Origin of the sequence: Marinilactibacillus sp. XAAS-LB27 (assembly GCF_036039175.1) — a bacterium.
Lineage (GTDB): Bacteria > Bacillota > Bacilli > Lactobacillales > Carnobacteriaceae_A > Marinilactibacillus.
This window is the reverse complement of the sequence record NZ_JAYXKP010000006.1, coordinates 1-25,339: the sequence shown is the minus strand read 5'-3', so window position 1 is coordinate 25,339 and position 25,339 is coordinate 1. Positions and strand designations below refer to the sequence as shown.

The 25,339-nt window shown below is 37.9% G+C and carries 27 protein-coding genes; 20 read left to right on the top strand and 7 right to left on the bottom strand.

The window, feature by feature from the left end; all coding sequences use genetic code 11:
* Positions 1–21: 21 nt before the first annotated feature.
* Together VXN63_RS08445 and VXN63_RS08440 are read right to left on the bottom strand one after the other, a co-directional pair.
* The gene (locus VXN63_RS08445; RefSeq protein WP_327757596.1) at positions 22–1,110 is read right to left on the bottom strand and encodes a methionine ABC transporter ATP-binding protein; all 1,089 of its coding nucleotides are present in this window, start codon (positions 1,108–1,110) and stop codon (positions 22–24) included.
* A gap of 822 nt (positions 1,111–1,932) precedes the next feature.
* Positions 1,933–2,382 (bottom strand): hypothetical protein, encoded by a 450-nt coding sequence (locus VXN63_RS08440; RefSeq protein WP_327757595.1) that lies wholly within the window; start codon positions 2,380–2,382, stop codon positions 1,933–1,935.
* Positions 2,383–2,613: 231 nt separating this feature from the next.
* On the opposite strand from VXN63_RS08440, the gene VXN63_RS08435 reads away from it, so the two are divergent.
* Positions 2,614–3,330 (top strand): YjjG family noncanonical pyrimidine nucleotidase, encoded by a 717-nt coding sequence (locus VXN63_RS08435; RefSeq protein ID WP_327757594.1) that lies wholly within the window; start codon positions 2,614–2,616, stop codon positions 3,328–3,330.
* A gap of 52 nt (positions 3,331–3,382) precedes the next feature.
* On the top strand, positions 3,383–3,580 hold the full coding sequence (locus tag VXN63_RS08430; protein WP_327757593.1) for a hypothetical protein: 198 nt from the start codon (positions 3,383–3,385) through the stop codon (positions 3,578–3,580).
* Between the two features lie 63 nt (positions 3,581–3,643).
* On the opposite strand, the gene VXN63_RS08425 is transcribed toward VXN63_RS08430, so the two are convergent.
* Positions 3,644–4,126, bottom strand: a complete 483-nt coding sequence (locus VXN63_RS08425; RefSeq protein WP_327757592.1) for a GNAT family N-acetyltransferase — start codon at positions 4,124–4,126, stop codon at positions 3,644–3,646.
* A gap of 155 nt (positions 4,127–4,281) precedes the next feature.
* Between VXN63_RS08425 and VXN63_RS08420 the strand changes: the two genes are divergently transcribed.
* Positions 4,282–4,698, top strand: a complete 417-nt coding sequence (locus VXN63_RS08420; RefSeq protein WP_327757591.1) for a hypothetical protein — start codon at positions 4,282–4,284, stop codon at positions 4,696–4,698.
* Between the two features lie 124 nt (positions 4,699–4,822).
* On the opposite strand, the gene VXN63_RS08415 is transcribed toward VXN63_RS08420, so the two are convergent.
* Positions 4,823–5,770 (bottom strand): UbiA family prenyltransferase, encoded by a 948-nt coding sequence (locus tag VXN63_RS08415; RefSeq protein WP_327757590.1) that lies wholly within the window; start codon positions 5,768–5,770, stop codon positions 4,823–4,825.
* Positions 5,771–5,911: 141 nt separating this feature from the next.
* Between VXN63_RS08415 and VXN63_RS08410 the strand changes: the two genes are divergently transcribed.
* The 15 genes from VXN63_RS08410 to VXN63_RS08340 all read left to right on the top strand — a co-directional run bounded on the left by VXN63_RS08410 (position 5,912) and on the right by VXN63_RS08340 (position 19,806).
* Positions 5,912–7,159: an NAD(P)/FAD-dependent oxidoreductase gene (locus VXN63_RS08410; protein WP_327757589.1), complete on the top strand. Its 1,248-nt coding sequence runs from the start codon at positions 5,912–5,914 to the stop codon at positions 7,157–7,159.
* Between the two features lie 72 nt (positions 7,160–7,231).
* Positions 7,232–8,203: a polyprenyl synthetase family protein gene (locus VXN63_RS08405; RefSeq protein ID WP_327757588.1), complete on the top strand. Its 972-nt coding sequence runs from the start codon at positions 7,232–7,234 to the stop codon at positions 8,201–8,203.
* Positions 8,204–8,275: 72 nt separating this feature from the next.
* On the top strand, positions 8,276–8,575 hold the full coding sequence (locus VXN63_RS08400) for a DUF1294 domain-containing protein (protein WP_327757587.1): 300 nt from the start codon (positions 8,276–8,278) through the stop codon (positions 8,573–8,575).
* A gap of 26 nt (positions 8,576–8,601) precedes the next feature.
* On the top strand, positions 8,602–9,099 hold the full coding sequence (locus tag VXN63_RS08395; protein WP_327757586.1) for an AAA family ATPase: 498 nt from the start codon (positions 8,602–8,604) through the stop codon (positions 9,097–9,099).
* 233 nt (positions 9,100–9,332) lie between these two features.
* Positions 9,333–10,322, top strand: coding sequence for a sensor domain-containing diguanylate cyclase (locus VXN63_RS08390; protein ID WP_327757585.1), 990 nt, complete (start codon positions 9,333–9,335; stop codon positions 10,320–10,322).
* 129 nt (positions 10,323–10,451) lie between these two features.
* A complete protein-coding gene (locus tag VXN63_RS08385) occupies positions 10,452–10,868 on the top strand; it encodes a pyridoxamine 5'-phosphate oxidase family protein (protein WP_327757584.1) in 417 nt (138 codons plus the stop codon).
* A 163-nt stretch (positions 10,869–11,031) separates the two neighbouring features.
* The gene (locus VXN63_RS08380; RefSeq protein WP_327757582.1) at positions 11,032–11,565 is read left to right on the top strand and encodes a GrpB family protein; all 534 of its coding nucleotides are present in this window, start codon (positions 11,032–11,034) and stop codon (positions 11,563–11,565) included.
* Positions 11,566–11,666: 101 nt separating this feature from the next.
* The gene (locus VXN63_RS08375) at positions 11,667–12,419 is read left to right on the top strand and encodes a WecB/TagA/CpsF family glycosyltransferase (protein WP_327757580.1); all 753 of its coding nucleotides are present in this window, start codon (positions 11,667–11,669) and stop codon (positions 12,417–12,419) included.
* On the top strand, positions 12,409–13,527 hold the full coding sequence (locus tag VXN63_RS08370; protein WP_327757579.1) for a glycosyltransferase family 4 protein: 1,119 nt from the start codon (positions 12,409–12,411) through the stop codon (positions 13,525–13,527). The genes VXN63_RS08375 and VXN63_RS08370 overlap by 11 nt, the downstream gene beginning before the upstream one ends.
* 93 nt (positions 13,528–13,620) lie before the next feature.
* Positions 13,621–15,096 carry a nicotinate phosphoribosyltransferase gene (locus tag VXN63_RS08365; protein ID WP_327757578.1) on the top strand — a complete coding sequence of 492 codons (1,476 nt, stop codon included), beginning with the start codon at positions 13,621–13,623 and terminating at the stop codon, positions 15,094–15,096.
* Between the two features lie 72 nt (positions 15,097–15,168).
* Positions 15,169–15,996 carry an ammonia-dependent NAD(+) synthetase gene (gene nadE / locus VXN63_RS08360; RefSeq protein WP_327757767.1) on the top strand — a complete coding sequence of 276 codons (828 nt, stop codon included), beginning with the start codon at positions 15,169–15,171 and terminating at the stop codon, positions 15,994–15,996.
* Between the two features lie 132 nt (positions 15,997–16,128).
* Complete coding sequence (gene nagA, locus VXN63_RS08355; protein WP_327757577.1) at positions 16,129–17,265, top strand: N-acetylglucosamine-6-phosphate deacetylase; 1,137 nt, start codon at positions 16,129–16,131, stop codon at positions 17,263–17,265.
* Positions 17,252–17,986 carry a glucosamine-6-phosphate deaminase gene (locus tag VXN63_RS08350; protein WP_327757576.1) on the top strand — a complete coding sequence of 245 codons (735 nt, stop codon included), beginning with the start codon at positions 17,252–17,254 and terminating at the stop codon, positions 17,984–17,986. Before nagA ends, VXN63_RS08350 begins: the two co-directional genes overlap by 14 nt.
* Before the next feature lie 66 nt (positions 17,987–18,052).
* Positions 18,053–18,769 carry a GntR family transcriptional regulator gene (locus VXN63_RS08345; protein WP_327757575.1) on the top strand — a complete coding sequence of 239 codons (717 nt, stop codon included), beginning with the start codon at positions 18,053–18,055 and terminating at the stop codon, positions 18,767–18,769.
* Between the two features lie 221 nt (positions 18,770–18,990).
* Positions 18,991–19,806: an SGNH/GDSL hydrolase family protein gene (locus tag VXN63_RS08340; protein ID WP_327757574.1), complete on the top strand. Its 816-nt coding sequence runs from the start codon at positions 18,991–18,993 to the stop codon at positions 19,804–19,806.
* Between the two features lie 64 nt (positions 19,807–19,870).
* Here VXN63_RS08340 and VXN63_RS08335 read toward each other — a convergent pair whose 3' ends face one another.
* On the bottom strand, positions 19,871–20,980 hold the full coding sequence (locus VXN63_RS08335) for an LCP family protein (protein WP_327757572.1): 1,110 nt from the start codon (positions 20,978–20,980) through the stop codon (positions 19,871–19,873).
* Positions 20,981–21,151: 171 nt separating this feature from the next.
* On the opposite strand from VXN63_RS08335, the gene VXN63_RS08330 reads away from it, so the two are divergent.
* A complete protein-coding gene (locus VXN63_RS08330; RefSeq protein WP_327757766.1) occupies positions 21,152–22,243 on the top strand; it encodes a glycosyltransferase family 4 protein in 1,092 nt (363 codons plus the stop codon).
* Between the two features lie 30 nt (positions 22,244–22,273).
* Here VXN63_RS08330 and VXN63_RS08325 read toward each other — a convergent pair whose 3' ends face one another.
* Positions 22,274–23,380: an LCP family protein gene (locus VXN63_RS08325; protein ID WP_327757570.1), complete on the bottom strand. Its 1,107-nt coding sequence runs from the start codon at positions 23,378–23,380 to the stop codon at positions 22,274–22,276.
* A 195-nt stretch (positions 23,381–23,575) separates the two neighbouring features.
* Positions 23,576–24,211 carry a YigZ family protein gene (locus VXN63_RS08320; RefSeq protein WP_327757569.1) on the bottom strand — a complete coding sequence of 212 codons (636 nt, stop codon included), beginning with the start codon at positions 24,209–24,211 and terminating at the stop codon, positions 23,576–23,578.
* A gap of 163 nt (positions 24,212–24,374) precedes the next feature.
* Here VXN63_RS08320 and VXN63_RS08315 point away from each other — a divergent pair, with 163 nt between their 5' ends.
* Positions 24,375–25,232: a DegV family protein gene (locus tag VXN63_RS08315; protein WP_327757568.1), complete on the top strand. Its 858-nt coding sequence runs from the start codon at positions 24,375–24,377 to the stop codon at positions 25,230–25,232.
* Positions 25,233–25,339 lie beyond the last annotated feature (107 nt).

The window sequence follows — 25,339 nt, the reverse complement described above, 5'->3', positions numbered from 1 at the left end:
CTCTTTGCTCCTTTTTTATGATTATAGAATGTGTTTTTCTCTATTGATCGAGACAACTTTTGCTTTGTCGTGTAATCGTATTTGCTCGAGTTGTTGGACTTTTACATCTTGCGATTTTAAATATTCAATAGCGGATTTTCTTTGCGCTGTCGTTCCACTTAAGGTAACAATCAAGTTCCCGATCGGCGTATCATGAAGAATCTCAATATCACCGTATAGAATATTTGTAGTCACAGTGAATTTGGAATAGAGACTCGAAATCAATGGACTATTAGTACTTTCCCCTACAAAGGAGAGGCGAACGATTGTGTCGTCTTCACTGATATTCAAAACGGAAGGGTGCTTGGCTAGTTTTGCCAGTGCTTGATCGATATGTGTTGCTGTATTAATAAATTCTTGTGTTAAAGGATCTTTTGGATCAGTGAAAATAGAAACCACATCACCTTGCTCTACCACAGCACCGTTTTCCATGACGGCGACTTTGTTACAGATTTCTTTGATTACTTCCATTTCATGGGTGATGATGACGATGGTTAGTCCAAGTTTTTCGTTTAAGTCTTTAACGAGTTCCAGAATAGATAGGGTCGTTTTAGGATCGAGTGCACTTGTTGCTTCATCACACAGTAAGACTTCTGGATCATTTGCCAATGCTCGAGCGATCCCAACACGTTGCTTCTGCCCACCAGAAAGTTGAGAAGGATAGACATCTTGTTTATCAGCTAATCCTACGAGTTCCAATAACTCTGTTACTTTACGTTTTTTCTCTTCAACCGGAAGCTTGCTTGAACGTAGAGCGTATAATACGTTTCCTGCAACTGTGCGTGCGTTCATCAGGTTGAAATGCTGGAAAATCATACCGACTTTTTTGCGTGCTGTCCGTAACTCTTTTGGATTGAGGTCCAGTAGCTCTTGCCCATTCATGCGAACCGATCCGTTTGTTGGTCGTTGAAGTAAGTTGATGGTTCGAACGAGCGTACTTTTTCCTGCACCTGAGTATCCGACAATTCCGAATACATCTCCTTTATCAATGGTAAGCGACACATTACGAACGGCATGGATGATTTTTTTATCTGATTCAAAATGAACATCGATTTGATTAAGCTCTATCATATTGGTTCCTCCTAATAAGTTCTTGACTGATTCTTCGTATAAAAAAAGCGTTCGTCCTGACCGAGCAGCACACAAAGCAAAAATTTAGCTTTATGGCTGACTGGGTCAAAGGACGAACGCTATCTTCGTGGTACCACCTTTGTTTGTATTCTTCTCGCGAAAAATACCTCCATGAGAAAAGGAGTTAAATCCTCTTTCTCTCTTGCATGTTAACGGGTGCGACCGTGATAGCCTTGTCTATTAGTAGACTTGGTATCCCACGTTCACTCTGCACAAGCAGGAGTGAGGGGGAAGAGACCATATTCAATGTCTTGAGGTAAACCTGCTTTCACCATGCACAGGTTCTCTGTTGTTACCTCAGTTTCATTTACTCATCTCTTCAGTGTTTAAGTTTATAAGTATAAAAAAAGCCCTTGAAAGAAACTCGCTTACTGCGAACTTCCTTCAAGGACGAAATATCATCTCGTGTTACCACCTTGATTTACAATGGAATCACTTCTCATTGTCTCAAACAGTACGACGCAAATTGGGCGTATAATACTGTGACACTGTAACGGGTGTGACCGTAATAAGCTTGCTTTAAAACTCGCCTATTCAACGTTAGTCTGAACTCGGATTGATCATCCAGACTTTTAAAGACCATTTTCCTATCTTTCCATCTTACCCTTTTTCACCAGACCGGGCTCTCTATGAAGACTTTCGAATAGTACTTATCTTTACGCATTTCGTTTTGTTAGTAGTTGTTGGTCATAACTATAGCAAGAGAGTATATGAGCTGTCAACAAATTTTTTAATTTTTATTTAATGAACAGCTCATAAAGTTCAAACCTCTTCAGTTAAACTAACATGAAGAATCGAAATTTCTACAGAATCGTCTTCTTTTTGAGCAGTTATTTTAACCGTCCAGATTTTCCCAACAAGCTTAGTTAACGTGTCTAATTGTGCAGGAGTAACGACTAAATCTTCGATTTTTCTTTCAAAAGTCGTATAATCCGTATTTTCTTCGAACCCGAACTTCATTCTTAATAAGTTTTTTAAACCATAAAGCGTCAGGTAGCTGATGGCATAGCCATCTTCAATAGCTTCTTGGTACATATTTTCTTTTCCCGTAATAGCCTGATTCAATTCTCTGTAATCGTAAGAACCGTCTATCTCCACAAATTGATCCACAGTATGCGTTTGAACCGCTTGGACCAGTTTTTCTTTTTCAACACCTTTAGACAAAAGTGTTTCAATCATGTACGCATCCATTAGCGAAATTGTTGATAACATCGTAAAACTCCTCAATAACAAATTTTTCATCGTGCCTGTTTTTTTAATTATATCAGTTTTGGAAGTAGGAATATATATACCCAAATTTCGATTGAAATGTATAGTTGAAATAGTACAAAAGAACCAGAAATCGAAAATAAAAAAGAGTATCTATTTATAAGATTTTTTATGGACGAATGCTTATTTTTCGGTAAAATGTCTATAGAGGATTCACAAAATGGAGGATGACATATGCAAAATAAAGTCAATATAATATTCGATTTAGATGATACCATTCTGGATTTTAAAAAAGGAGCGCAAGAAGGACTGGAGAACATCTTAAAACAATATCCGGTACCAGACGTACGATTCGATGAATGGCTGAAAGTGTTTAATGTGGTCAATCGCAACGTATGGCGTGAAATTGAAGCTGGGGGTTCACCTAAAGAGTGGCTAGATACTCGGTTTTCAACTACTTACGAGCAATTTAATGTTAAACAAGATGGTGTATTACTAGAAAGTGCTTATAGAAGTTTATTGGATGAAAACTTTTACTTGATTGAAGGTGCAGAAGTCTTATTAAATCATTTGAAAGAACAGGGATATACATTGATTGCCGGTACAAATGGACAATCATCCACCCAACGTAAACGGCTAAAAGGAACGGGACTTGATCAAATATTTGATCAAGTGATTATTTCAGACGAAGTCGGTGTAGCCAAACCTGATCCACGTTTCTTCAAAAAACTGTTCAATCAAAGCAAAGAAATCACACCAGAAAATACGGTGATGATTGGCGATTCTCTCCGTTCTGATATTCAAGGAGCAATCAATGCAGGAATCACCAGCGTCTGGTTCAATCCTTTGAAGCTGGATAACCAGACGAATATCAAACCAGACTATGAAGTAGATTCTTATGATGCACTTGAACAATTACTAACTGCGGATAGTCTTCAATACGCAAAATGATTGAACGTGAGAAAGCACGCAGACTTGATAGATATGAAGGAGAGATAACCAGATGAAACCAGAGCCGAATGAAGACCGTGCCATTTATTTTCTAGCCTTTGGCCCACTGATTGGAACTGTGCTCGGACTCTTATTGAACTTGGTATTTCAAAACGTTCCACTCATCTTTTTCGTCGGTGTCGGACCAGCTGTTGGACTGTTAATTGGATCGGTAATGTATGCTCTATTCAACAATAAAGACAAGCACTGAATGACTTAAAGCCAAATAAGTAGACGCACCGAATAATAATCATTCGATGCGTCTATTTATTTTTTAATGGGCAAGTGTAGTCAGTGTATCGCCAGTAACACGGTAAATCGTCCAGTCTTCCATGGGCTCTGCACCTAGTGATCGGTAAAAATCGATACTCGATTGGTTCCAGTCCAAACAGATCCATTCCATACGACGGCATCCTCGTTCAACAGCGATTTGCGCTAATCTTTTCAATAGAGCCTTACCATAACCGTGACCTCTATGAGTTGGATCAACATACAAGTCTTCCAGATAAAGTCCAGAACGACCGAGGAAAGTGGAGAAGTTGTGGAAAAATAGTGCAAAGCCTACTTCTTTGTTGTCCACAATAGCAAATAGAACTTCTGATTTTTCTTTATGAAATAACTGATCAATCAATATTTCTTCAGTAGCAACGACTTCGTCTGCCAATTTCTCGTAAGCAGCGAGCTCTCTGATAAATTTTAAGATAAGTGGAACATCTTCTTGTGTGGCTTTTCTAAAGGTTAATGTAGATAGATTCAAGATCAAAACTCCTTTTGTATGTACTTATAAAAAGTATACGTTAGCTCAGGAATACAATCAATATCATGAAAACATGTTAAATGAGACTTAGGTCGGATTTCTAAAGAGTGATTCCTAGATATAATGAATACATGAGAATAAAAGGAGGAATGATGATGAAATTTAAAATGGCAGGTTTATTGATTACAAGCATTGGTTTATTTGCTTGTGGCGAAATTGAAGGCGCCTTGGAATCAGAGGATAAAACAGAAATTCAGGTAGCGATGGGTAAAGAGGTCGGGAATGCAGAGTTGCTACTGATCACTTCGGAAATACATAAAGAAGATAGTCAGCTTGAAGTTCTCGCGGAGGAGGTAGACGAGAGTAAAACGTCTTACTTCTATGTAGCGAATGAGAAGATTTTTGAAGAAAAAATCAAAAACGGAGAATCTTATAAATTAGATATCGAAGGAATTGAAGGCGCCCACTCAACTGACTATAATCCTAAGTTACAGTTTATTCAATATGCTGATGATACAGAAGATGGAGATATCTCTGCTTTCAAACAATTTAGATATAACGTGATAGAATAGTCTTTAATGAAAGTTATCCCCAGACTGTGTATAACTATGTGGATAAACCTGTGGAAATAAAATAATAAAGCCCCTGGTACCCCTGATAAATATTTTCATAGAGGGTAATAAGGGCTTTTTTTTGTTAAAAAGTTGTCCACAGAATAGCAATAACGAATAGAATAATTTCTACTAAAGTAAAGGCCAAGAAAGATTTAACAGAAGTAATAAAGGTTTCACTTTTATCTTGCTTTTGATTAAAAAGCTTAACTTGTCGGTGTACGAAAATTAGTGTTGGATAAATAAGCAACATGATCCTCGGTAACCAGCCAAAAAGAATGGGTAGAGCCAAAGTTACATAACTTCCATATGTTAGCCAATTGTAAAGTCGGATGCTTTTCTCTTTACCGAGGTGATAAACAAGTGTGAAACGGTGGTTACCCACATCTTGTTCTAAATCACAGATATTATTTGCTAATACAATATTAGAGATCAAAAGCACTTGCGGTAGCGAAACAAATATAATGATAAGGATCATCAGCCAGTCTCCAAGTAAGAGGAACGTATTATCTTGAAAGCTCAGTGACAAGATTAGTTCTTCTCTGTAATTAACAAAAATCGAGATAAAGATAATACCTAATCCAAGTGGTGGACCAGAAAATAACTCACCTAAGGGCATTCTGGATAGGGCAATCGGTCCATATGTATAGGTGACCGCAATGATTGCAGAAATAATACCCAGCGGAAGCAAGGCTAAATCTGTGCGAGCGACAAGAATGAATCCTAATATAAAGTAAAGAAGCAGCATACCGAAAATATAGTAGATAACCAGTTTTTCAGGAATGTTTTCCCTACCCATGATATTGGATTCTCTTTCCAAAGAGTTTACAGAAGCGGTCTGATAATCAACTAATACATTAATGGCAGTCGTCGTAAAATCCAGTAAGACAGTTGCAATAAAAAAAATTAAAGTATTTAAAAAATTAAAGGAATTAAAATAATATAGAGCATATAGTACACCAATGCAGACTGGCAACATGCTGGTAAATTTTGTGCGAATATCAACGAAGCGCATAAATTGTGGGATAGACATGATCAAGCTCCTTTTCGATAAAAATATGAACGTCACTTACAAATTCTTAGTCTTAGACTTTCATCCTGTTCAACGGTATAATGATAACAGTTGTTTTACATAAAATATACCATACGGAGTTCAAAAAGAGGAGAGATTCATTTGGAAGAGAAAACGATCATCATACTCGGAGCTGGGTTTTCTGGAGTCTTTACAGCCATGCATCTTTCCCGAAAATTAAGTGGAGACACTCAAGTTAATATTAAATTAGTGAATAAAGATCCATTCTTCACTTATAAAACCAGACTACATGAAGTCATTGGTGGTCGAATTCGTCCAGAAGAAGCGGTACATGATTTGAAAACCTTATTTAAATCCTATAAAAATGTAGAAATTATCGTAGACGAAATGAAAAGAATCGACGAACGCGAGCAATATGTGATGACAGAGTCTCAGAAAATTCCATACGAGTATCTCGTTTTAGCAATGGGCGGAGAACCCAATGATTTTGGCATAGAAGGTGTCAGCGAATACGGCTTCACGATGTGGTCTTGGAAAGAAGCGGTTAGAATTCGAAAACATATTCTAACAATGGTCGAACAAGCCGCTAAAGAAACAGATCCTAAAAAGCGTCAGGCAATGTTGCATTTTGTAATCTGTGGTGGTGGACTAACAGGTATCGAAATCATGGGGGAACTCGTTGAGTGGAAACCGCAGCTTGAAAAAAACTTTGGGCTAGAAGAAAACGAAATTTCTCTATCTCTAGTTGAAGCCTCTCCTACCATTCTACCTGCGCTGCCTGCGAAAGAATCACAGAGAGTAGAAGCGTATTTTGCTGAAAATCAAGTGAACTTAATGACCGAAGCTTCGGTTTCGAAAGTGACCTTTGACTCGGTGGAGATTAAAGGTCAAGAACCTCTTCAGACGTATTCGCTGATTTGGACAGCTGGTGTGAAAGCTAACTCTGACGTTGAAGATTTAGAGGTTGAGTTTGGAAAAGCTGGGAGAATAACAACCTCTGGTACGATGTCTGCACAAAATATGAAAAAAATCTATGTAGTTGGAGATTTAGTTCATTATGAAGATGCCTCGGGCACTGCTTTGCCCCAAAATGCTCAAACAGCTGAGCAGACTGCAAAAACAGCAGCAGAGAATATTGCAGCCGAACTTCGTCCAGAATTCAAGTCGACTCTGCACGAAAACAAGCAAAAAGGCACAATCGTTTCAGTAGGAGCACAGTTTGGTGTTGGCTACTTAATGAACCTTGTACATATCAAGGGACCGATTGCGGTCACAATGAAACATTTGGTAAATCTAATGACATGGGGACAAATGAAATCAATGTCCAACCTTACTAAGTACTTAAAACAGGAACTAACGGCTTCAAAACAGAATCGCTATTTATCTTAAAGAAAAGACCAAAAAAGAATGCAAGAAAATACGCGTCTTCCAAACGACGATTAAGGCGGAATGAGAGTGAGCATGCACCCTTTGTGGGATGAATATCCAGTTTTAAAAGAAGAGTTAAGTGAGACAAAAAAGCTCATCTACAATAAAATTTTTATTCGAAATAAGCAAGTCAATGATGCAGCAAAACATATTTTTGAAGCAAGTGGAAAAATGGTTCGTCCAGCATATGCTTTGCTGTTTTCTAGTCTTGGACCAGATAGTCAGTCTGAGAGGGCAAAGGTTGTAGCAGCATCTATTGAAATTTTCCACAATGCGACTTTATTACATGATGACATTGTTGATGAAGGAGCAATTAGAAGAGGTAGTCCGACCATTCAGGCGGCTTACGGGAAGAAAGCAGCTGTTTATGCAGGAGATTTCTTACTATCTATCTGTTTTAGAATCACCCATCCTTACCGAATTGAACTAGATGTTCAAGGCATATTAACGCGTGCAATGGAGCGTGTTATTGGAGGGGAACTTCATCAACTGGATCAATCTTTCAATGAAGAGATCACGATGAGACGCTATCTAACACAGATTCGCGGAAAAACAGCAGAACTCTTTGCATTATCCTGTTACGCTGGTGCAATGGAATCCGGATTGTCCGTAAAAGAACAGTGGATCAGCTACCGAATTGGCGTCCAAGTCGGTATGGCTTTTCAGCTACTGGATGATTTACTAGAGTATACTCAAGAAGAATCTACTTGGGGGAAATCCTTATTTCAGGATTTATCTAACGGTGTTTATACAGCTCCAATCCTCTTTGCAATGAAAAAAGAGCCCGAATTCTTCAGAGCTCAGTTTGCCAAAGAGACCTACTCGCAAGAAGATTTAGTGTTAATTCGAAAAACTTTAACGGAAACGAAAGGGTTAGATGAAGCCTTTAAATTGGCGGAACGATATACAGATAAGGCGCTAGAACTCATTCAACAGTTACCAGAAGGACAAAGTAAAAAAGACATTGAACAGTTAACTAGAACCCTACTGTCAAGAGACGTTTAATGGTATGATAAAAAGCATCTTCTAGCAAAATAGAAGGTGCTTTTTCAATCGATTCGACTAGGAGGAACAGAAATGTTTGAAACGTTAAACTACTTTCAAATGATTACAATAACATACATTTTTTTGGTAAATATGTACACATTTTATTTGTTTTACTCAGACAAAAAGCGCGCAAAAAAAGGGGCTTACAGAATATCCGAAAAGCACTTACTACTCAGCGCATTTTTACTTGGAGGTATTGGTGCTTGGACAGGTATGACTAAATTTCGTCATAAAACTAAAAAACCGGTATTCAAATTTTGTATACCGATAGCGGCTGTGCTGACGGTTATAGGTGTGGTTATGGTGTTGTTTTATTCTATCATTTTATAAATAATCGATTGGATAGGAGGAAAAGAATGCAAAAGATACTGGTCATTGGTTGTCCTGGTTCTGGTAAATCAACGCTCTCTAAGAAATTGGCCAAATCACTAAATCTTGAACTGATAAACTTAGATAAAATAAATTGGTTAAATGATCATGAAACACTCAGTAGAGATGCGTTTGATGAACAGTTGGAAAAAGTGCTGTCAAGAGAACGATGGATTATTGATGGCAATTATAATCGAACGCTAAGTCGAAGATTAATTGAGGCAGATACCGTAATCTGGCTGGACGTACCTAGAACGCTTTGTGTTTATAGAATACTCAAACGCTTCATCAAAGGTAAAATTCTACATAGGAGAACTTTTGGAAATCCCAATCAAATTGAAAAAGACTTTTTGAAGTTTGTCTGGAATTTTAGTAAGACGAACCGACCTTTAATCTTAAAGACCTTAAAAAATTGTTTCAATAAAAGGATATTAATTTTGAAAACGGATAAAGAAATTAAACAAATAAAAACAATATTGATTTAATGAGAAAATAGTCATTTTAATTTGAAATAAGTCTAAACTGAAATGAATAACTCATTAATAAAATATTTAGAAATATTCTAAAAAAGGTGTTAATATAATCCGAGTCATCGGAAAAGTGCTTTCATTTTTTGTCATAAATGTGAACAGACATTCTATTTTTGGTTGTCGGTTTCTCATAAGTGTATATACATGTGCCGCTGTATCATATAATTATTTGTGAGAGGTGTGAGTAGATGAACGAGAAAGATAGTCAAAAAGAACTTGAAGCACTTAAAGCAGAGTTAGAATCTGTAAAGCGACTAAATAGAGAGTTGCTAACACTACAGGAAGAACAGGATTCTCTAGATTTCGCATGGTCTGGTAATTTGGGACATTGGTACTGGGATTTCCAAGTAAACAGAGTAACGTTCAACCCCATGAAAGCAATGGCTTTGGGATACACAAAAGAAGAATTACCAGAATACGTTGATTTTCAGTTTTTTACAGACAAAGTACACCCAGATGATTACGAGCGCGTAATGGACGCTATGAGAGATCACCTATCAAATCAAAGTCCAGTATGGGAAGTAAGATATCGAATTAAGACTAAAGAGGGTGGATACCGTACGTATTACGATCGTGGAAAAGTTACCAAGCGCTCTGAAGAAGGCGCGCCGCTATTTTTGTCGGGCATTGTATTTGATGTGACAGACTATGAAGAAGAAAGACGAAGACTGCTTGAAGAAAACAAAGAATGGGCAATCCAAGCTAAAAAAGATTCACTAACAGGGTTATACAACCGAGCGAATATTTTGTTTGAGCTAGGTAAACTTGTAAATGAGGCGCAAATGGGTGAAGATAAAACTGTTTCGATCAGTTTACTAGATATTGATAATCTGACTCATCAAAATTCACTGTTTGGACCACTGTTTGGAGACGAAATTATTAAAAAAGTAAGTCAACTGATCTGTGATAATTTAAGAGAAGGTGACTATGCCGGTAATTTTGAGGGTGGTAAGTTTATGATGGTTTTACCGAACACTTCAAAAGCGGAGGCACACGCATTATCAGAATTGATTCGAAATCAGTTATTACTAGCAGATTTCACTGAGCCAGCTGAAGTAACAAGTAGTGCTGGGGTTGCTCAATATCAACCCAAAGAGACGGTTAGTCAATTGTTCAACAGAGCAGATAGTATGCTTTACAGAGTGAAAAGTAACGGGAAAAATCAAGTCCAATCCTAATTCAATATCTATATCAATTATGAGAAAAAGCAGTCTGCAAAGATTGTTTTTTTTTCTCTAAAAGCAGATTCTTTGCATACAAGTATCATCTCTGGCATAGTAAAGGTAACTTCAAAGGAGATGAGTAATATGGCTAATTCAAAAGAAAAAGCTTTAAAAATCATGGATAAGAACGACACAGGTATACTAGCGACTATATCAGGAAATAAACCCGTAGCACGCTATATGTCTTTTCACAGTGAAGATTTAACTCTTTACACAGTGACCGATAAAAGAACAGAAAAAGTAGAAGATATCGAACAGAACCCAAATGTCTTTGTATTGCTTGGACATGAAGAAGGTCTAATCAATAAAGACTATGTTGAAATAGAAGGTGTTGTTTCAACAACAGAAAACCAAGAAGTGATTGAGAAATCTTGGAACGATTATATGGACGAGCGTTACGAAAGTAAACAAGATCCAAACATTCTTGTTTTAAAAATCGAACCAAAAAAAATCACAGTTAAAAACAAAAAAGGAAGCGAGTCAGAAGACGTTTCTTTATAAAACAAAAAACCAAATGACTTAAACTATTGAGCAGGAGAGCACAACTCTTCTGCTCTTTTTATTTCTAAAAGTCACGATTCGATTACAGTCTTATAAATTTATAACAGAATAGCTTAATATTATGTGCAAAATTCTTTATACTACTTAGAAGAGGTGTTTGTCTATGGAACTTGGATTAACAAAAAATGAGGTGCGGCTAAACCCATATGATCCATCTTGGGAAAAAGCTTTTTTGAATACCAAAAAGCAAATAATGGACTGTACAGCACTAAAGCCGGACCAAATTCAGCATATTGGTAGTACCTCAATAGTCGGGATGCCAGCAAAACCAATCATTGATATCATGGTAGGGATTGACTCTTTAAAACAGATTGATGCTGAGTTGTTCACCCAGTTAAAAGAAGCCGATTTTTTAAGATTAAAAGTTGAGAAACCAGATGAAATCGTGCTTGCGCGTTTTACAGATAAAAGTTATGCAGTTAAAACACACTTTATTCATCTTGTTGAAAAAGACTCAACGAAGTGGAACGATTTGTTGTTTTTTAGAGAGTATTTAAATCAGAACAGTCAAGCAAAAAAAGCCTATAAGGAATTGAAGCAAGAACTTGCAGCGCAGCCAGGGACGGAAATCCAATCTTATACAGACCAGAAGTGGGCATTTGTCAGAAATATTTTGAATCAGAATAAAAACAACTAAAAAAGCTGAATCAAGGGGCATTTAAAGCAAGGATTAACTGTACGGTAGGGAAGAATTGTATTACAATAAAAGCAATAGAATCTATGGAACGGATGAATGGAATGAACAATGAGAAGATATCGATATTAGGCATTCCTTTTAATAATTTAACTCGAGTAGAATTTCTGACCCAGCTTCTCATGAGAATGGAAAACCAGCAGAAAACCTTTCTGGTTACAGCTAACCCGGAAATTGTCATGTACGCAAAAGAAGACGACAGGTACTTCGATTTATTATTAAAAGCAGACTACATAGCTCCAGACGGCATTGGAATCGTCAGAGCTGCCAAAACACTCAAAACGCCGATCAAAGAGAGAGTACCAGGTTTTGAATTGATGTTGGGCTTACTGGAATTATCTAGCAAATACAAAAAACGCGTATACTTTATCGGAGCCCAAGAAGAAGTTATCCAAAAAGCAGTAGAAAATGCCGAAAAACTCTGGCCTGGTCTGGAAGTTGTGGGCTATCATCACGGTTATTTTGATCATTCAGATCCTAAGATGATTGAACAAGTCGCTGCTTTGAAACCCGATTTGATTCTAGTGGCATTTGGATTCCCGAGACAAGAAAATTGGATTCATCAGTATCTTCAGGTAGCTGACCGAGGCATTGCGATCGGAGTAGGGGGAAGTTTTGATGTGTTATCCGGAAAATCGAAACGTGCGCCAAAGATCGTTCAGAAATTGCACATCGAATGGCTTTATAGATTGTTAAAACAACCTTCCAGATATAAGCGTATGCTAGCACTACCTGTATTCATGGGAGAGATTCGCAAGCAGCGTCAACTAAAGAGAGTTACTAAAAATGGAAAATAAGGTATGGGAACGCAGTGAAATGAAAATTTTGCACATTAATGCTGGTAATGAGTATGGCGGTGGATTATTTCATATCCTGTCACTCTTTCAAGGAATAGACAAAATCGATATGGAATTACTCGTATTTGAAGAAGGTCCAGTAGCAGAAAGTGCTCGAAAAAATGGCATATCGGTTACGGTACTCCCTCAGCGTTCAAGGTATGATCTGTCGATTCTTTTAAAATTGAGAAAATGGATCAATAAAAATCAGTTCGATATCGTCCACTCTCATGGTCCTAGGGCAAATCTACTTGTAGGTCTGATCCATTCTAGCATGAAAGCTAAGTGGATTACGACGATTCACAGCGATCCTACACTAGACTTTGAAGGTAGAGGATTAAAAGGAAAAGCGTTTGAATGGCTTAACTTAAAATCTTTGACCAGACCAGATCATCTGATTGCTGTTTCCAGTGAACTAAAAAGAACGTTGGTTCAACGTCATGTAAACGAGCAACATATTACGGTCGTACATAACGGTCGTGCCTTCAAACAGTCAACTAGTCAGAAGAAAATCAGTAATAAAGAAACGCCTTTTAAAATGATCACGGTTGGTCGACTGGAATGGGTAAAAGGTCATCGCTATTTGATTGAAGCATTGAAATCAGTGCGTTTTAATAATTGGGAACTGAATATCTGCGGAATAGGTGAACAAGAAGCAGCTCTACGAGAATCTGTTGAGAAATCGGGACTAGCAGAGAACGTGCATTTCCTAGGATGGATCGAAGCGAAAGCGGTAGGGGATCAGATTGTTGAATCGGATATCTTGATCAATCCATCGCTTAGCGAAAGTTTCCCACTTGTTGCGTTGGAAGCTGGAGAAAAAAAGAAACCGGTTATCGCTACTGATGTAGGGGACGTAAAAGAAATGATTCCTGACGAAACGATTGGCTGGCTCATTTTACCAAAAGATCCAGCCTCTCTTGCTCAAGCCATTGAAGAAGCCTACCTTGAGTGGGAGCAAGGCATTTTAGAGATAAAAGGAACACGCTTTTACGAGTGGAGCAAGCAATTTACTATTGAAAAGCAAGGGATAGAAACGATGAAAGTTTATAGAAATTGTTTAAGATAGAGGAGATGGGTTTAGTCACATTGAAAGAAACCCGTAAGAGAATATGATATACTAGCTAACATATTGTAAGCACCAATTAGGAGGAACTACACTATGAACCCGACATATGCGGATGATAGCGTTGCGTTACATACAGACCTGTATGAAATTAACATGATTTTGACCCACTGGAAGAAAGGGAACGATCAAAAACGTGCCGTATTTGAAGTTTATTATCGAAATAATCCGTTTGGTATGGGTTATACGATTTTTACAGGACTTGAAAGAGTTGTTAAATACATTGAAAATTTAAAATTTACAGACTCGGATATTGATTATTTGAGAGACATTGAACACTATCCAGAAGAATTTCTGACGTTTCTTAGAGATTGGCGCTTTAAAGGAACGCTTCGTTCATTCAAAGAAGGGGAAGTAGCTTTTGCAAATGAACCACTTATTCAAGTGGAAGGAACGATCATTGACTGCCAATTGATTGAAACAGCGTTACTAAATATTGTGAACTTCCAGACGTTAATTGCGACTAAAGCAGCCCAGATTAAAAGTGCGGCTGGAGATGATCCTGTCTTAGAATTTGGGGCTCGACGTGCTCAAGAAATGGATGCAGCGATTTGGGGAGCGAGAGCAACTTATATTGCAGGGGTTGATTCGACGAGTAATACAAGAGCAGCTAAAATCTTTGGTATTCCAGCATCTGGAACCCATGCACATGCATTAGTACAAGCGTATCGTGATGAGTATCAGGCGTTCAAAGCATATGCTGAGACCCATAAAGACTGTGTCTTTTTAGTAGACACTTTCAACACGTTGGAATCAGGTGTGCCGAATGCAATCAAAGTTGCAAAAGAAATGGGTGACACCATTAACTTTTTAGGGGTTAGATTAGATTCAGGAGATTTATCTTACCTATCCAAAAGAGTGCGTCAGCAGTTAGATGATGCTGGATTTACAGACGCCAAAATCTTTGTCTCAAATGATCTTGATGCGGAAACTATTTTAAACTTGAAAATGCAAGGCGCCAAAATCGATGTATGGGGCGTTGGAACAAAAATGATCACAGCGTATGATCAACCGGCCTTAGGCGCTGTCTATAAAATTGTTTCTGTAGAAGGAAATGATGGCGGAATGCATCATACACTTAAGTTGACAGGTAATGCCGCTAAAATCACAACGCCAGGTAAAAAACAGGTTTGGAGAATTCGTTCAAATAATAATCAGAAACCTGAGGGAGATTATATCAGTCTGGTTGAAGAACAGCCAAATGAACAGGCCGAGTTATTTATGTTCCACCCACAATATAACTATATCAACAAGACCCTTACAGAGTTTCAGGCTAGACCGCTCTTACAGGATATCATTGTTGACGGGGAAACCATCTACGACTTGCCGCCGCTTGAAGACGTTAGAACGTATGCTAAGAAAAGTTTAGCTGAACAATGGGAAGAAAATAAACGTTTGTTGAATCCTGAACCTTATCCAGTAGATTTATCACAAAAATTATTTGATGCTAAAGTAGAAACAATCAAACAATTTAAGAAAATGCCGACAGATAAATCAAAATCAGTATTTTAGAAGTAAATTAGATTTTTTGTTAAACTAGTAGAGAATCATTTTAGATTATTTGATAGGGGATGACAGAACGTGATGTCAGATTTAAGAAAACAAATTATAGATGAAATGGCTGTTTCACCAGAGATTGATACGCAAGAAGAAATTCGTAGAAGTGTTGATTTAATGAAAGACTATTTAAAAAAACATACTTTTTTAAAATCATTTGTATTGGGGATTTCTGGAGGTCAGGATTCTTCTCTACTCGGAAGGTTAGCGCAGATCGCCATGGAAGAAATGCGTGAAGAAACCAAAGATGAAAGCTATGCTTTCGTAGCCATGAGGTTACCATACGGCGAGCAGGCTGATGAGGACGACGCAATGGCAGCTATTGAATGGATGAAACCAGATAAAGTTGTCAAAGTGGATATCAAACCTACAGTAGATGCTTCAGTAGCTTCGCTGAAAGCTGGAGGATTAGATATTTCAGACTTTAATAGAGGAAATATCAAGGCTAGAGAAAGAATGGTCATTCAATATGCTGTAGCCGCACACCACAATGGAGCAGTTTTAGGTACTGACCATTCAGCGGAAAGTGTGACAGGATTCTTTACGAAGTATGGTGATGGCGGAACAGATTTGAATCCGTTATTTAGGCTTAATAAAGGACAAGGGAAGTCATTACTGAAAGCACTAGGAGCTTCTGAAGCACTTTACAAAAAAGTTCCGACAGCTGATTTAGAAAGTGATAAACCAGGATTAGCCGATGAAGATGCTCTTGGAGTAACGTACGAGGAAATTGATGCTTATCTTGAAGGTAAAGACGTCTCTGAGCAAGCGGCAGAAAAAATTGAAGAATGGTATTTGAAAACACAGCATAAACGCCATTTACCAATTACAGTTTTCGACGATTTTTGGAAATAAATAGTTTAAACCCCGGACATTTTGATCCGGGGTTTTTATTTTATAAAAATAAATGCACGACCGGTCAAATAGTTGACAATTTGGTATATACCAATTACAATAAAGTAGAATAGAGCACAAGGAGGAGTAGTTATGACAATAGTATATACGCACGCGAAAATTTATACAGGAGAAAGCCTCATAGAAGACGGTTATGTGCGGTTTGATCAGGAAATTATTGGTGTTGGACAGATGGATGCCTATCAGCCTCAAAAAGATGAAGAAGAAATTGATATAAAAAGCCAATTGATTATACCCGGATTTATCGATGTTCATAGCCATGGTGGTTACGGAATAGATAACATGGATGGTACCGCAGAAGAAATCAGCGAAATGACTAAAAAAATGCTGTCTGAAGGCATCACCAGTTACTTCCCGACAACCATGACGCAGTCAGATGAGAGTATTGAAGCAGCGATGGAACAAATCAAAGAAGCTGCTGAAATGAACCCGATGATTCAAGGTATTCATATAGAAGGCCCTTTTTTATCTATTAAGCATAAAGGCGCTCAGCCTGAAAAGTATATCGCGGTTGCAGACAAAGAAAAAATAGAAAAATGGAATGATCTGAGTGGGGGGTTAATCAAGTTAGTCACCTATGCACCTGAAACCGGAGACGTTTCTGATTTTGAAAACTATTGCGAAGAACAGGATATCGTCCTTTCAGCAGGACATTCAGACGCAAAATATCAGGAACTCAAAGATTCCGGAGCGACTCATGTAACGCATTTGTTCAACGGGCAACGTGGACTGCATCATAGAGAGATTGGCGTCAGCGGATTCGGTTTGCTAGAAGATGAGGTCACTGTAGAGATGATTGTAGATGGATTTCATATTTCACCAGAAATGGTCAAATTAGCTTATAAGGCAAAAGGTGCGGACGGAATTGAATTGATTACAGATGCTATGCGCGCAAAAAATGCTCCAGAAGGAGAAAGCGAACTAGGTGGTCAAAAAGTTATGGTGAAAGACAAACAAGCTAGACTGGAAGACGGGACTTTAGCTGGGAGTGTCCTGACTTTTATAGATGCTTTCAAAAACATGATTCAGTTTACAGGATGTTCTATTGAAGAAGCCGTTAAAATGAGTTCCACGAATCAGGCAAAAGAGTTCAAGTTAGAGCGTAAAGGAGCACTAATGCCAAGTAATGATGCAGATATGCTTGTATTGACCGAAGACTTAGTACTCGTTCAAACAATTGTAGGAGGAGAAATACATGAAATCAGCTAGACAATTTAAAACCAAACATGGATTAAACATTATTGTAGTAGAAAATAAAGAGCAAGGTGGAAAAAAAGCATTTGAACTCATTAAAGAAGCGATGGAATCTGGAGCGAAAGTTCTTGGATTAGCGACTGGGAGTACACCTGAAACGTTATATAAAGAGATGAGAGAGAGTGAGTTAGATTATTCAGACATGATTTCTGTCAATCTTGACGAGTATGTAGGACTTCCAGCGGATCACCCACAAAGTTACCACACCTTTATGGAAGAAAATCTATTTTCATCTAAACCGTTTAAAAAAACTTTTATACCTGACGGATTAGGGGATGAACAAGAAGAAATAAAAAGGTACAATAAGATAATAGAAGAATACCCGATCGACTTGCAGATTTTGGGGATTGGAACGAATGCGCACATTGGATTTAACGAGCCTGGCACATCTTTCTTGCAAGAAACACACATGGAAGAATTGACAGATGCGACAATTGAGTCAAACAAACGATATTTTGAATCAGAAGAAGAAGTACCAAAGTATGCTTTTTCAATGGGGATCAAATCGATATTGTCCGCAAAACAGATTGTGTTGATGGCTTACGGTGAAGAAAAATCTGAGGCTATAGATCAAATGATCAATGGTTCCATAACTGAACAAGTGCCGGCAAGTGTGTTACAGACACATGATAACGTGACGATTATAATCGATGAGGCAGCTGCAAGTAGACTTTAAAGTGTTCTAACACATTTATCTAAATCGTTTCTTGAGTTAAATGTGATGTTGGAAAGGATGAGTTGCATGCCTAAGAAGATGCCTGTTTATATACAAATGCATAATCAAATGAGAGAGTGGATCAATTCTCGCGAATGGGAAGAAGGTCGGAAAATCCCTTCTGAGAGAGATCTCGCTCTTCAATTTGATGTAAGTAGAATGACTGCTAGACAAGCCGTAAATACTTTAGTAGATGAAGGTTTGCTCGAGAGAAGAAGAGGCGCCGGAACATTTGTAGCGCTTGAGAAGGTCAGAGAGAAAATGAGCGGTGTTCCAAGTTTTACGGAAACAGTTGAAAGACAAGGGAAAAGTCCCGCTAGTAAACTGGTAGCTTTCCATACGAAACCGGCTAGTATCAGCGAAGCCGAAAAGTTGATGATTGAACACAACGAAGAAGTCCTCATCATGGAAAGAATCCGTACAGCAGATGGCATCCCCATTTGCTATGAAGTCGCAACGATTCCTTTTAAATTTGTTGAGGACTTAAGTAAAACACAAATCACGCAACACCTCTTCAAAACGCTTGAAATGGAAAAAGGGATGCGCGTGGAGCGTTCTGAACAAACCATTTCAGCTACATGGGCATCTGAGTCAATAGCCGAAATGCTTGGAATCAAACGTGGTTCTTCTGTGTTACGTCTTAGACAAGTGAGTTACAGTCAAGAAGGAACCCCCTTTGAATACGTTCGCTCTCAATATGTTGGAGACCGATATGAATTTTTCTTAGAAGCCACAAAAAAATAACAATGACCAGTTCGTTGGACCTGAGGAGCGCCATCCCTTCAGGTCATTTTTTATGTTTAGAAAACCAGAGGATGTTAAATGTGCCAAATATTTTACGAATGATCGATAAAGTAGAAGATAAGATAGCGAAAGGGAAGACAACCAGTAAAGAATTATGTAAGATAGGAACATGAATCTAAATAAATAATGTGTTATATTCTTAGGGAATGGAAGTGAGTCATATGAACGAAAAAGAAAAAGCTGGGAGCCAGTACTATCTTATGGGATTTTTTGGAATCCTGCTTTTATTTAGTGGTTTGTATTGGGGATTAAACCAACAGCAAGAATCTCTTTCGCAAGAACTGACTAGCGACCATTCTAAAGTCTATGCACAAGATTCAGAAACCTTTTTAGATAGAGTGCGATTCGTTTCTAATAGAGATGGTGTAGTAGATATCGCTGTGCTGGGTAGTAGTGTCACAAGAGGTTTAGGGGCGACGCTTGAAAAACCAGTGTGGGGCAAACGACTGGAGCAAGAATTATCTCAACGTGAAGGCATCAGAACAACGGTCTGGAATCAGGGGTTTAATGGCTACAGTACGACAGATTTAGTAGTTCAAGGGAAAATACAAGAAACCATAGATTTGAATCCTGACATTGTTTTATTTGAGTTATGCCTGATCAATAATAATCGATTTCCACAAAATGATCTTTCTCATACAAAAGAAGAATTAATTGCTATCATGAATCGTTTCCGTGAAGAGTTACCTGAAACGCTTGTTGTGCTGACGACCGCAAATCCCACCGTTTACAACGAAGTATACTTAAACGATGGGGTTCTAACGTATAAACAGTACAATGAAGAAATTGCAGCATTTGTAAGAAATCAGGAATGGCCTTTTATCGATATTTTCACATTGATGAACGAAAAAATTCAAGCATTGGATTTTAATATAGAAGATTATCTGGACGATGCGGTTCATCCCAATGGAGATGGCTATCAAATGTGGTTTGAATTGATTGATGAAAGACTAAATACACCACTATCAGAGTTATAAAATTTGAAACAAACAAAACCCTCTAGAAAGATACGTGTTCGTGTATCTTTCTAGAGGGTCCTTTTTAATTAGAATCTTCGTTTAAATCTGAGTCGTCTTCTAGAGGGTTTTCAAAAGAACGATCATCAGGATTGTCTTCTGGGATGTCCTCGAGCTGATCGTCGAGACCGACACCGGATTCGTTTGTTGTCGTTGATGTATCCAACTCGAGATGCTGTTTGAACGTATCTTGGAGTTCTTCAACAGATTCATCGTAAGGAAGCCATACATACAAATCCAAATCATAGGCCGGGAAATAAACGTAATCCGCCTCGCCACGTAATTCTAATGATTCTACATCGTTAGCAGCTTCAGTATAATTGTTTGCGATCGTCCAGATCTGCATTCCAGATAGATTTGTTTGGAAATTGGGGCTGATTGCATCCATTATTGGAGAGAAATTCGTAAAAGAATTCAAGGAAAGTAATTCTTCAGACAAAGCTTGGATAACTTCTCGTTGTCTTTCCTGTCTGCCCCAGTCACCACGAGGATCTTGTTTTCTCATTCGGGCGTAGCCAAGCGCGTGTTCACCATCTAAAGTCTGAACACCTTCATCAATTTCAATGGCATCTGCTTTTTCAGTACTGTCTTGTACGGTGAAAGATAACTGAGAGTCTATTGTAACGCCACCAACTGCATCGACAAGATCAACAAGTCCTTCAAAGTTTAAAGTAGCGTAATAAGAAATTGGGATATCGAGATACTCTTCAATATAGTCAATCGTACCGGATATACCGTAAAACGCATATAAGGCATTAATTTTTTCAGATCTATTGGTTCCCGGAAGATCAATCATGGTGTCTCTTGGGATAGAAAGCATTTTAACAGATTCTTCGGTGGGGTTAATAGTGGCAACGATGATTGTATCAGATCGTCTTGTTCCTGCATCTTCATCAAGACCAAGAAGCAGAACTGAGAAGGGTTCTCTATTCTTTAAGAGGATATCTTGTTCAGTGGTGTCTTGTAGTTCTTCTGGTGTTCCTTCTGAAACGTTATTGAGGACTTCAAGGATTTTACTTCCGTAATAGCCTACGCCGGAGCCGAGAATGAATATTAGTAAAACAAGGACTGAGAGAAACCCTCTTATAAACCATTTATTTCTATTCTGCTTTTTTTCGTGTTTTTGTGAACGCATGACTGCCTCGATTCTTTATCGTTATATAAGATAGTGTAATTCTAAAATGAATCTCGCTATTTCTATTCTATAGTTTAATTCAGTTGATTCAGAAATGCAATTGTGTTTTGGATTCTCGCAATGATATAATGAAAGAAAGTATACCAGAAATGAGATATGATTATGTATGATATGTACTTAGTTCTGCTTGTCACGATTGCTACTACTATTATTAGCATAGGGCTGACGGCAATTTATAAGAGAATCGCAATCAAATTAAAAATAGTCGATATACCGGATGCAAGAAGGGTACACAACAAAGTGATGCCAACAATGGGCGGTGTGACGATCTTTATTGCGTTTTACTTTTCTTTGTTTGTCTTGCTGCCGATTCCACAGTCTATTGTGTTTCCTATTTTTCTAGGATCTTTAGCGGTTCTGATTACCGGTATGATTGACGATATGAAAAGTCTTAGTCCGCTACTAAAAATTGCTGGTATTCTCATTGGAGCGTTTATTGTCTCTTATTTTGGGGATGTTTCCTTGGAAACGATGACGTTACCCTTTATAGGTACGCTGAAATTTGGTTCCTGGAGTCTACCGTTCACATTGATTTGGATTCTAGGGTTCACTAATGCGGTGAACTTGATAGACGGATTAGATGGACTAGCTAGTGGCGTGTCCATTATTGCGCTAACGACTATGGGGATTATCGGGTTTTTCTTTTTAACAATCCAGGAAGTCTCGATTTCTATTATGATTTTTATCTTGATTGGTGCAATTGTGGGTTTCTGGCCCTATAATTTTCAACCAGCTAGTATTTTTCTAGGAGATACCGGCGCGTTATTTATCGGATTTATGATAGGTGTCTTTTCATTACAAGGACTAAAGAATGCGACATTAATTTCTTTGGTTTTACCTGTGGTGATTCTAGGTATTCCAATTACCGATACACTTTTTGCCATACTCAGGAGAAAAATCAATCGTCAGTCTATCTCTGTCGCAGATAAGAATCATATTCATCATAGGCTGATGTCACTGGGGTTATCTCATAGGCAAACAGTATTAGCCATCTACAGTGTATCTGCTATATTTTCAGTGATTGCTTTACTCTATAACTTTTCTACGTTTTGGGGGTCGGCTCTTTTAACCATTTCAGTAGTGATTGGCGTAGAGCTGTTTGTTGAAATTATTGGTTTAGTTGGCGCTGATAGAAGACCTTTACTCAAATCACTAAGAGAATTCGGAAATCGATTAAATAAAAAGAAACCAGACGGCCAATAAGGCGTCTGGTTTCTTTGTTTATCCAGATTGTTAGTCTGAACTAGAAGAGGTAACAGAGTCTGGAGCGCTTGCGTCTTGGTCGTAAATCGTTTGGTCAGAAGACGTTTCTTCATCGGAATCTTCCGTATAGGATTGATTTGAAGAGGCATTGGCATCTAGTGAGTTTTTCAAATCCATTTGGATATTAGCAAAGCTGGTTGGATCAATTTTGACCAGGTCCATGCCTCTTTCTCTAAAACTTGACCATTCAAATACATGAGACTCGATAGCAAATTTGCTGTCTAAACCAGTTTGAGCTAATGCAGTCATATCTTTCATTCTCATATTGGTTCTCATATTTGCGCCAACTGTTTCAACAATCTCTGTGTATTTTGGAAGGGAAGCTAGATTCAATGCTTTACTCATGATGGCTTGAATGACAAGTTGCTGGCGATGTCCACGTTCAACATCGTTATCGATTTTTCTAGTTCGAGCAAGTGCCAACGCTTCTTCTCCATTTAAAGTCTGGAATCCTTCTTCTAAATGAATAGTACCCATTTTCCCAGAAGAATCTTGTTCAGAAAAAGTGATCGGAACTTCCATATCGATACCGTCTAAAGCGTCGATGATTTCAAGAAAAGCATCAAAGTTGAATGTAGCGTAGTAATGAATCGGAACGTCCAGCCAATTTTCTACTGTTTCAATCATGGTACTTTCTTCTCCAACCGCGTAAGCAGCATTGATTCTGTCATTTCGAACGATTTGATTATTTTTTATAATCGGTAAGTATGTATCTCTTGGGATAGAGACCATATTCATTTCTCGAGTGATTGGATTGACGGTAGCGTAGATGATTGAATCTGCTCTAGCAGAGCCTAAAGAACGTGAATCATTTTCATCATTATCAACACCCATAATCAAGAAAGATACAGGTTCTACTATCGGATCCACTTCTTCTACAGGATTAGCACGTTCAACTTCATGATAGGAAGCTTCAATAGCATTTTCTGTTGTGGCGAATAATCTCGCAAAATAGGCCATGGCGAATAGGATAATTGTAAATATAGGAATCAAGATGCAGAGGATAATGATTTGATTTTTCTTTTTACTTTTATTTGAGCGGCGGTTATCCGCGCGTTTGGAATTGTTTTTAGACAAAATAAATACTCCTTTATAGGACGAGAATTTTTAATTTTTAGACATAAAGACCTAAAATACATTATTCTCTTTCTAGAGTATAGTGTCAAGCCTTCTTATTAAAAAAACGAGGACACTCTACCGTAGTGTCCAGAAGTAGACACAAACCAACTTCATATCCGTTCTTCGAATTAGACTTATATAGCTGACCTCAGTTTATTCTTCGACAGGTATTTCAATCCAAGCTTTTTTTCCATAAACGGTTTCTCCCTGATCACTTGTCCATTCTTTGATGTCCAAGATAAAAGCATCGATTTTCTCTAATGCAATGACACACTCAAAAGAAACGGTATCAGTGTAATGAATATCTTGAAGTCGATAGTCAGACTGGCGTAATTGATTTTCCAGTCGTCCACTTTGTGGATAAGAGACAGTGACGGTCATAAATTGATGCAATAGGCGTTCAACAATTCCAATAGAAGAAAGAGCTTCATTAACGACGCCTCCATAAGCACGAATCAACCCACCAGCGCCAAGTTTGGTTCCGCCAAAGTATCGGGTAACGACAGCTGTCACATTATTTAAATGCCGCTTCTTCAAAATTTCAAGCATAGGAACGCCAGCTGTCCCGCTAGGTTCACCATCATCATGTGCACGCTGAATATCATAGCGTTCTCCCATAATATATGCAGAACAATTATGGTTGGCTTTCCAATGTTCTTTTTTAATTGCTTCAATAAAAGCATTCGCGTCTTCTTCTGTTTCTGTTCTTTTAAGATGACAGATAAATCTTGACTTTTTTATGTCGATTTCATAAGAACCGCTCTCTTTTATGGTCCGAAAATTTTCCATGTTATTTTCAGCCTTTCTTTTTTTTATCCAGTTAGTGTATAATGAAAAAGGTGTATTTACAAGGCGATTTATTGAGCTAATAAGATACTATATTAAAAAGAACGATTATCTATTTTGTTAGAAATAAAAGTCTGGATCCATACGAATGAAACGAGGTGAAAGAATGAATATAGCCGTAGTAACAGATAGTACAGCCTATCTCTCACATGAACAATATGACGCCTATGATATCTATTCGGTACCATTATCTTGTATTGTTGAAAATGAAGTCTATAAAGAAGAGCGAGATATTACTTCTGAGGAATTTTTCTTAAAAGTTAGAGAAATGGACAAACTACCGACTAGCTCACAACCGACAGTGGGAGATTTTATAGCACTTTACGAAGAACTTGGAAAAACATATGATGCCATTATAAGTATACATTTATCAGGTAATATTTCCGGTACGTATCGAAATGCTGTTAGTGTCTCACAATCGTTAGAGAACGTGAAGGTATATCCGTATGATTCTGAATTAGCTGCTGCAGGTCAAGCTTTTCAAGTAATGGAAGCTGCCAAATTGGCTAAGAATGGTGCAAGTGTCGAAGCGATTTTGGAAAAGCTTGATACGATAAAAGCCGCAACTGAATTATATTTCGTTGTAGATGACTTAACGAATCTAGTAAAAGGTGGACGTTTATCGAGAGCGGCTGGTAGTGTCGGTACATTTTTGAATATCAAACCGGTATTAACCTTTGTTGATGGATTAATCGTACCTTATGATAAAATCCGTACAAAACGAAAAGCGTTAAGAAAAATCGAAAGCTTGCTTGAAAAGTCTGTTAAAGACTCTGAACATCCAATTCAAGCAACGATTGTTCATGCGTTCAGCGAAGATGAAGCGAAAGCGTTCAAAGAGAGACTTGAAATTGATTTCCCAGAAGTCGAATTCAATCTAAGTTTTTTAGGTCCTGTTATTGGTGTTCATACTGGCGAAGGTGCAATTGGCCTAACCTGGACAATCAAAACAGATGAATCTTAGAATTAAAAAAATTGTTAACTATTTTTATATCATTAATGGAGTCAGTACATCTGTGTACTGGCTTTTTTTGGTTCTATGTCAAATGGCGTTGGTGAAGAATAAAGCTA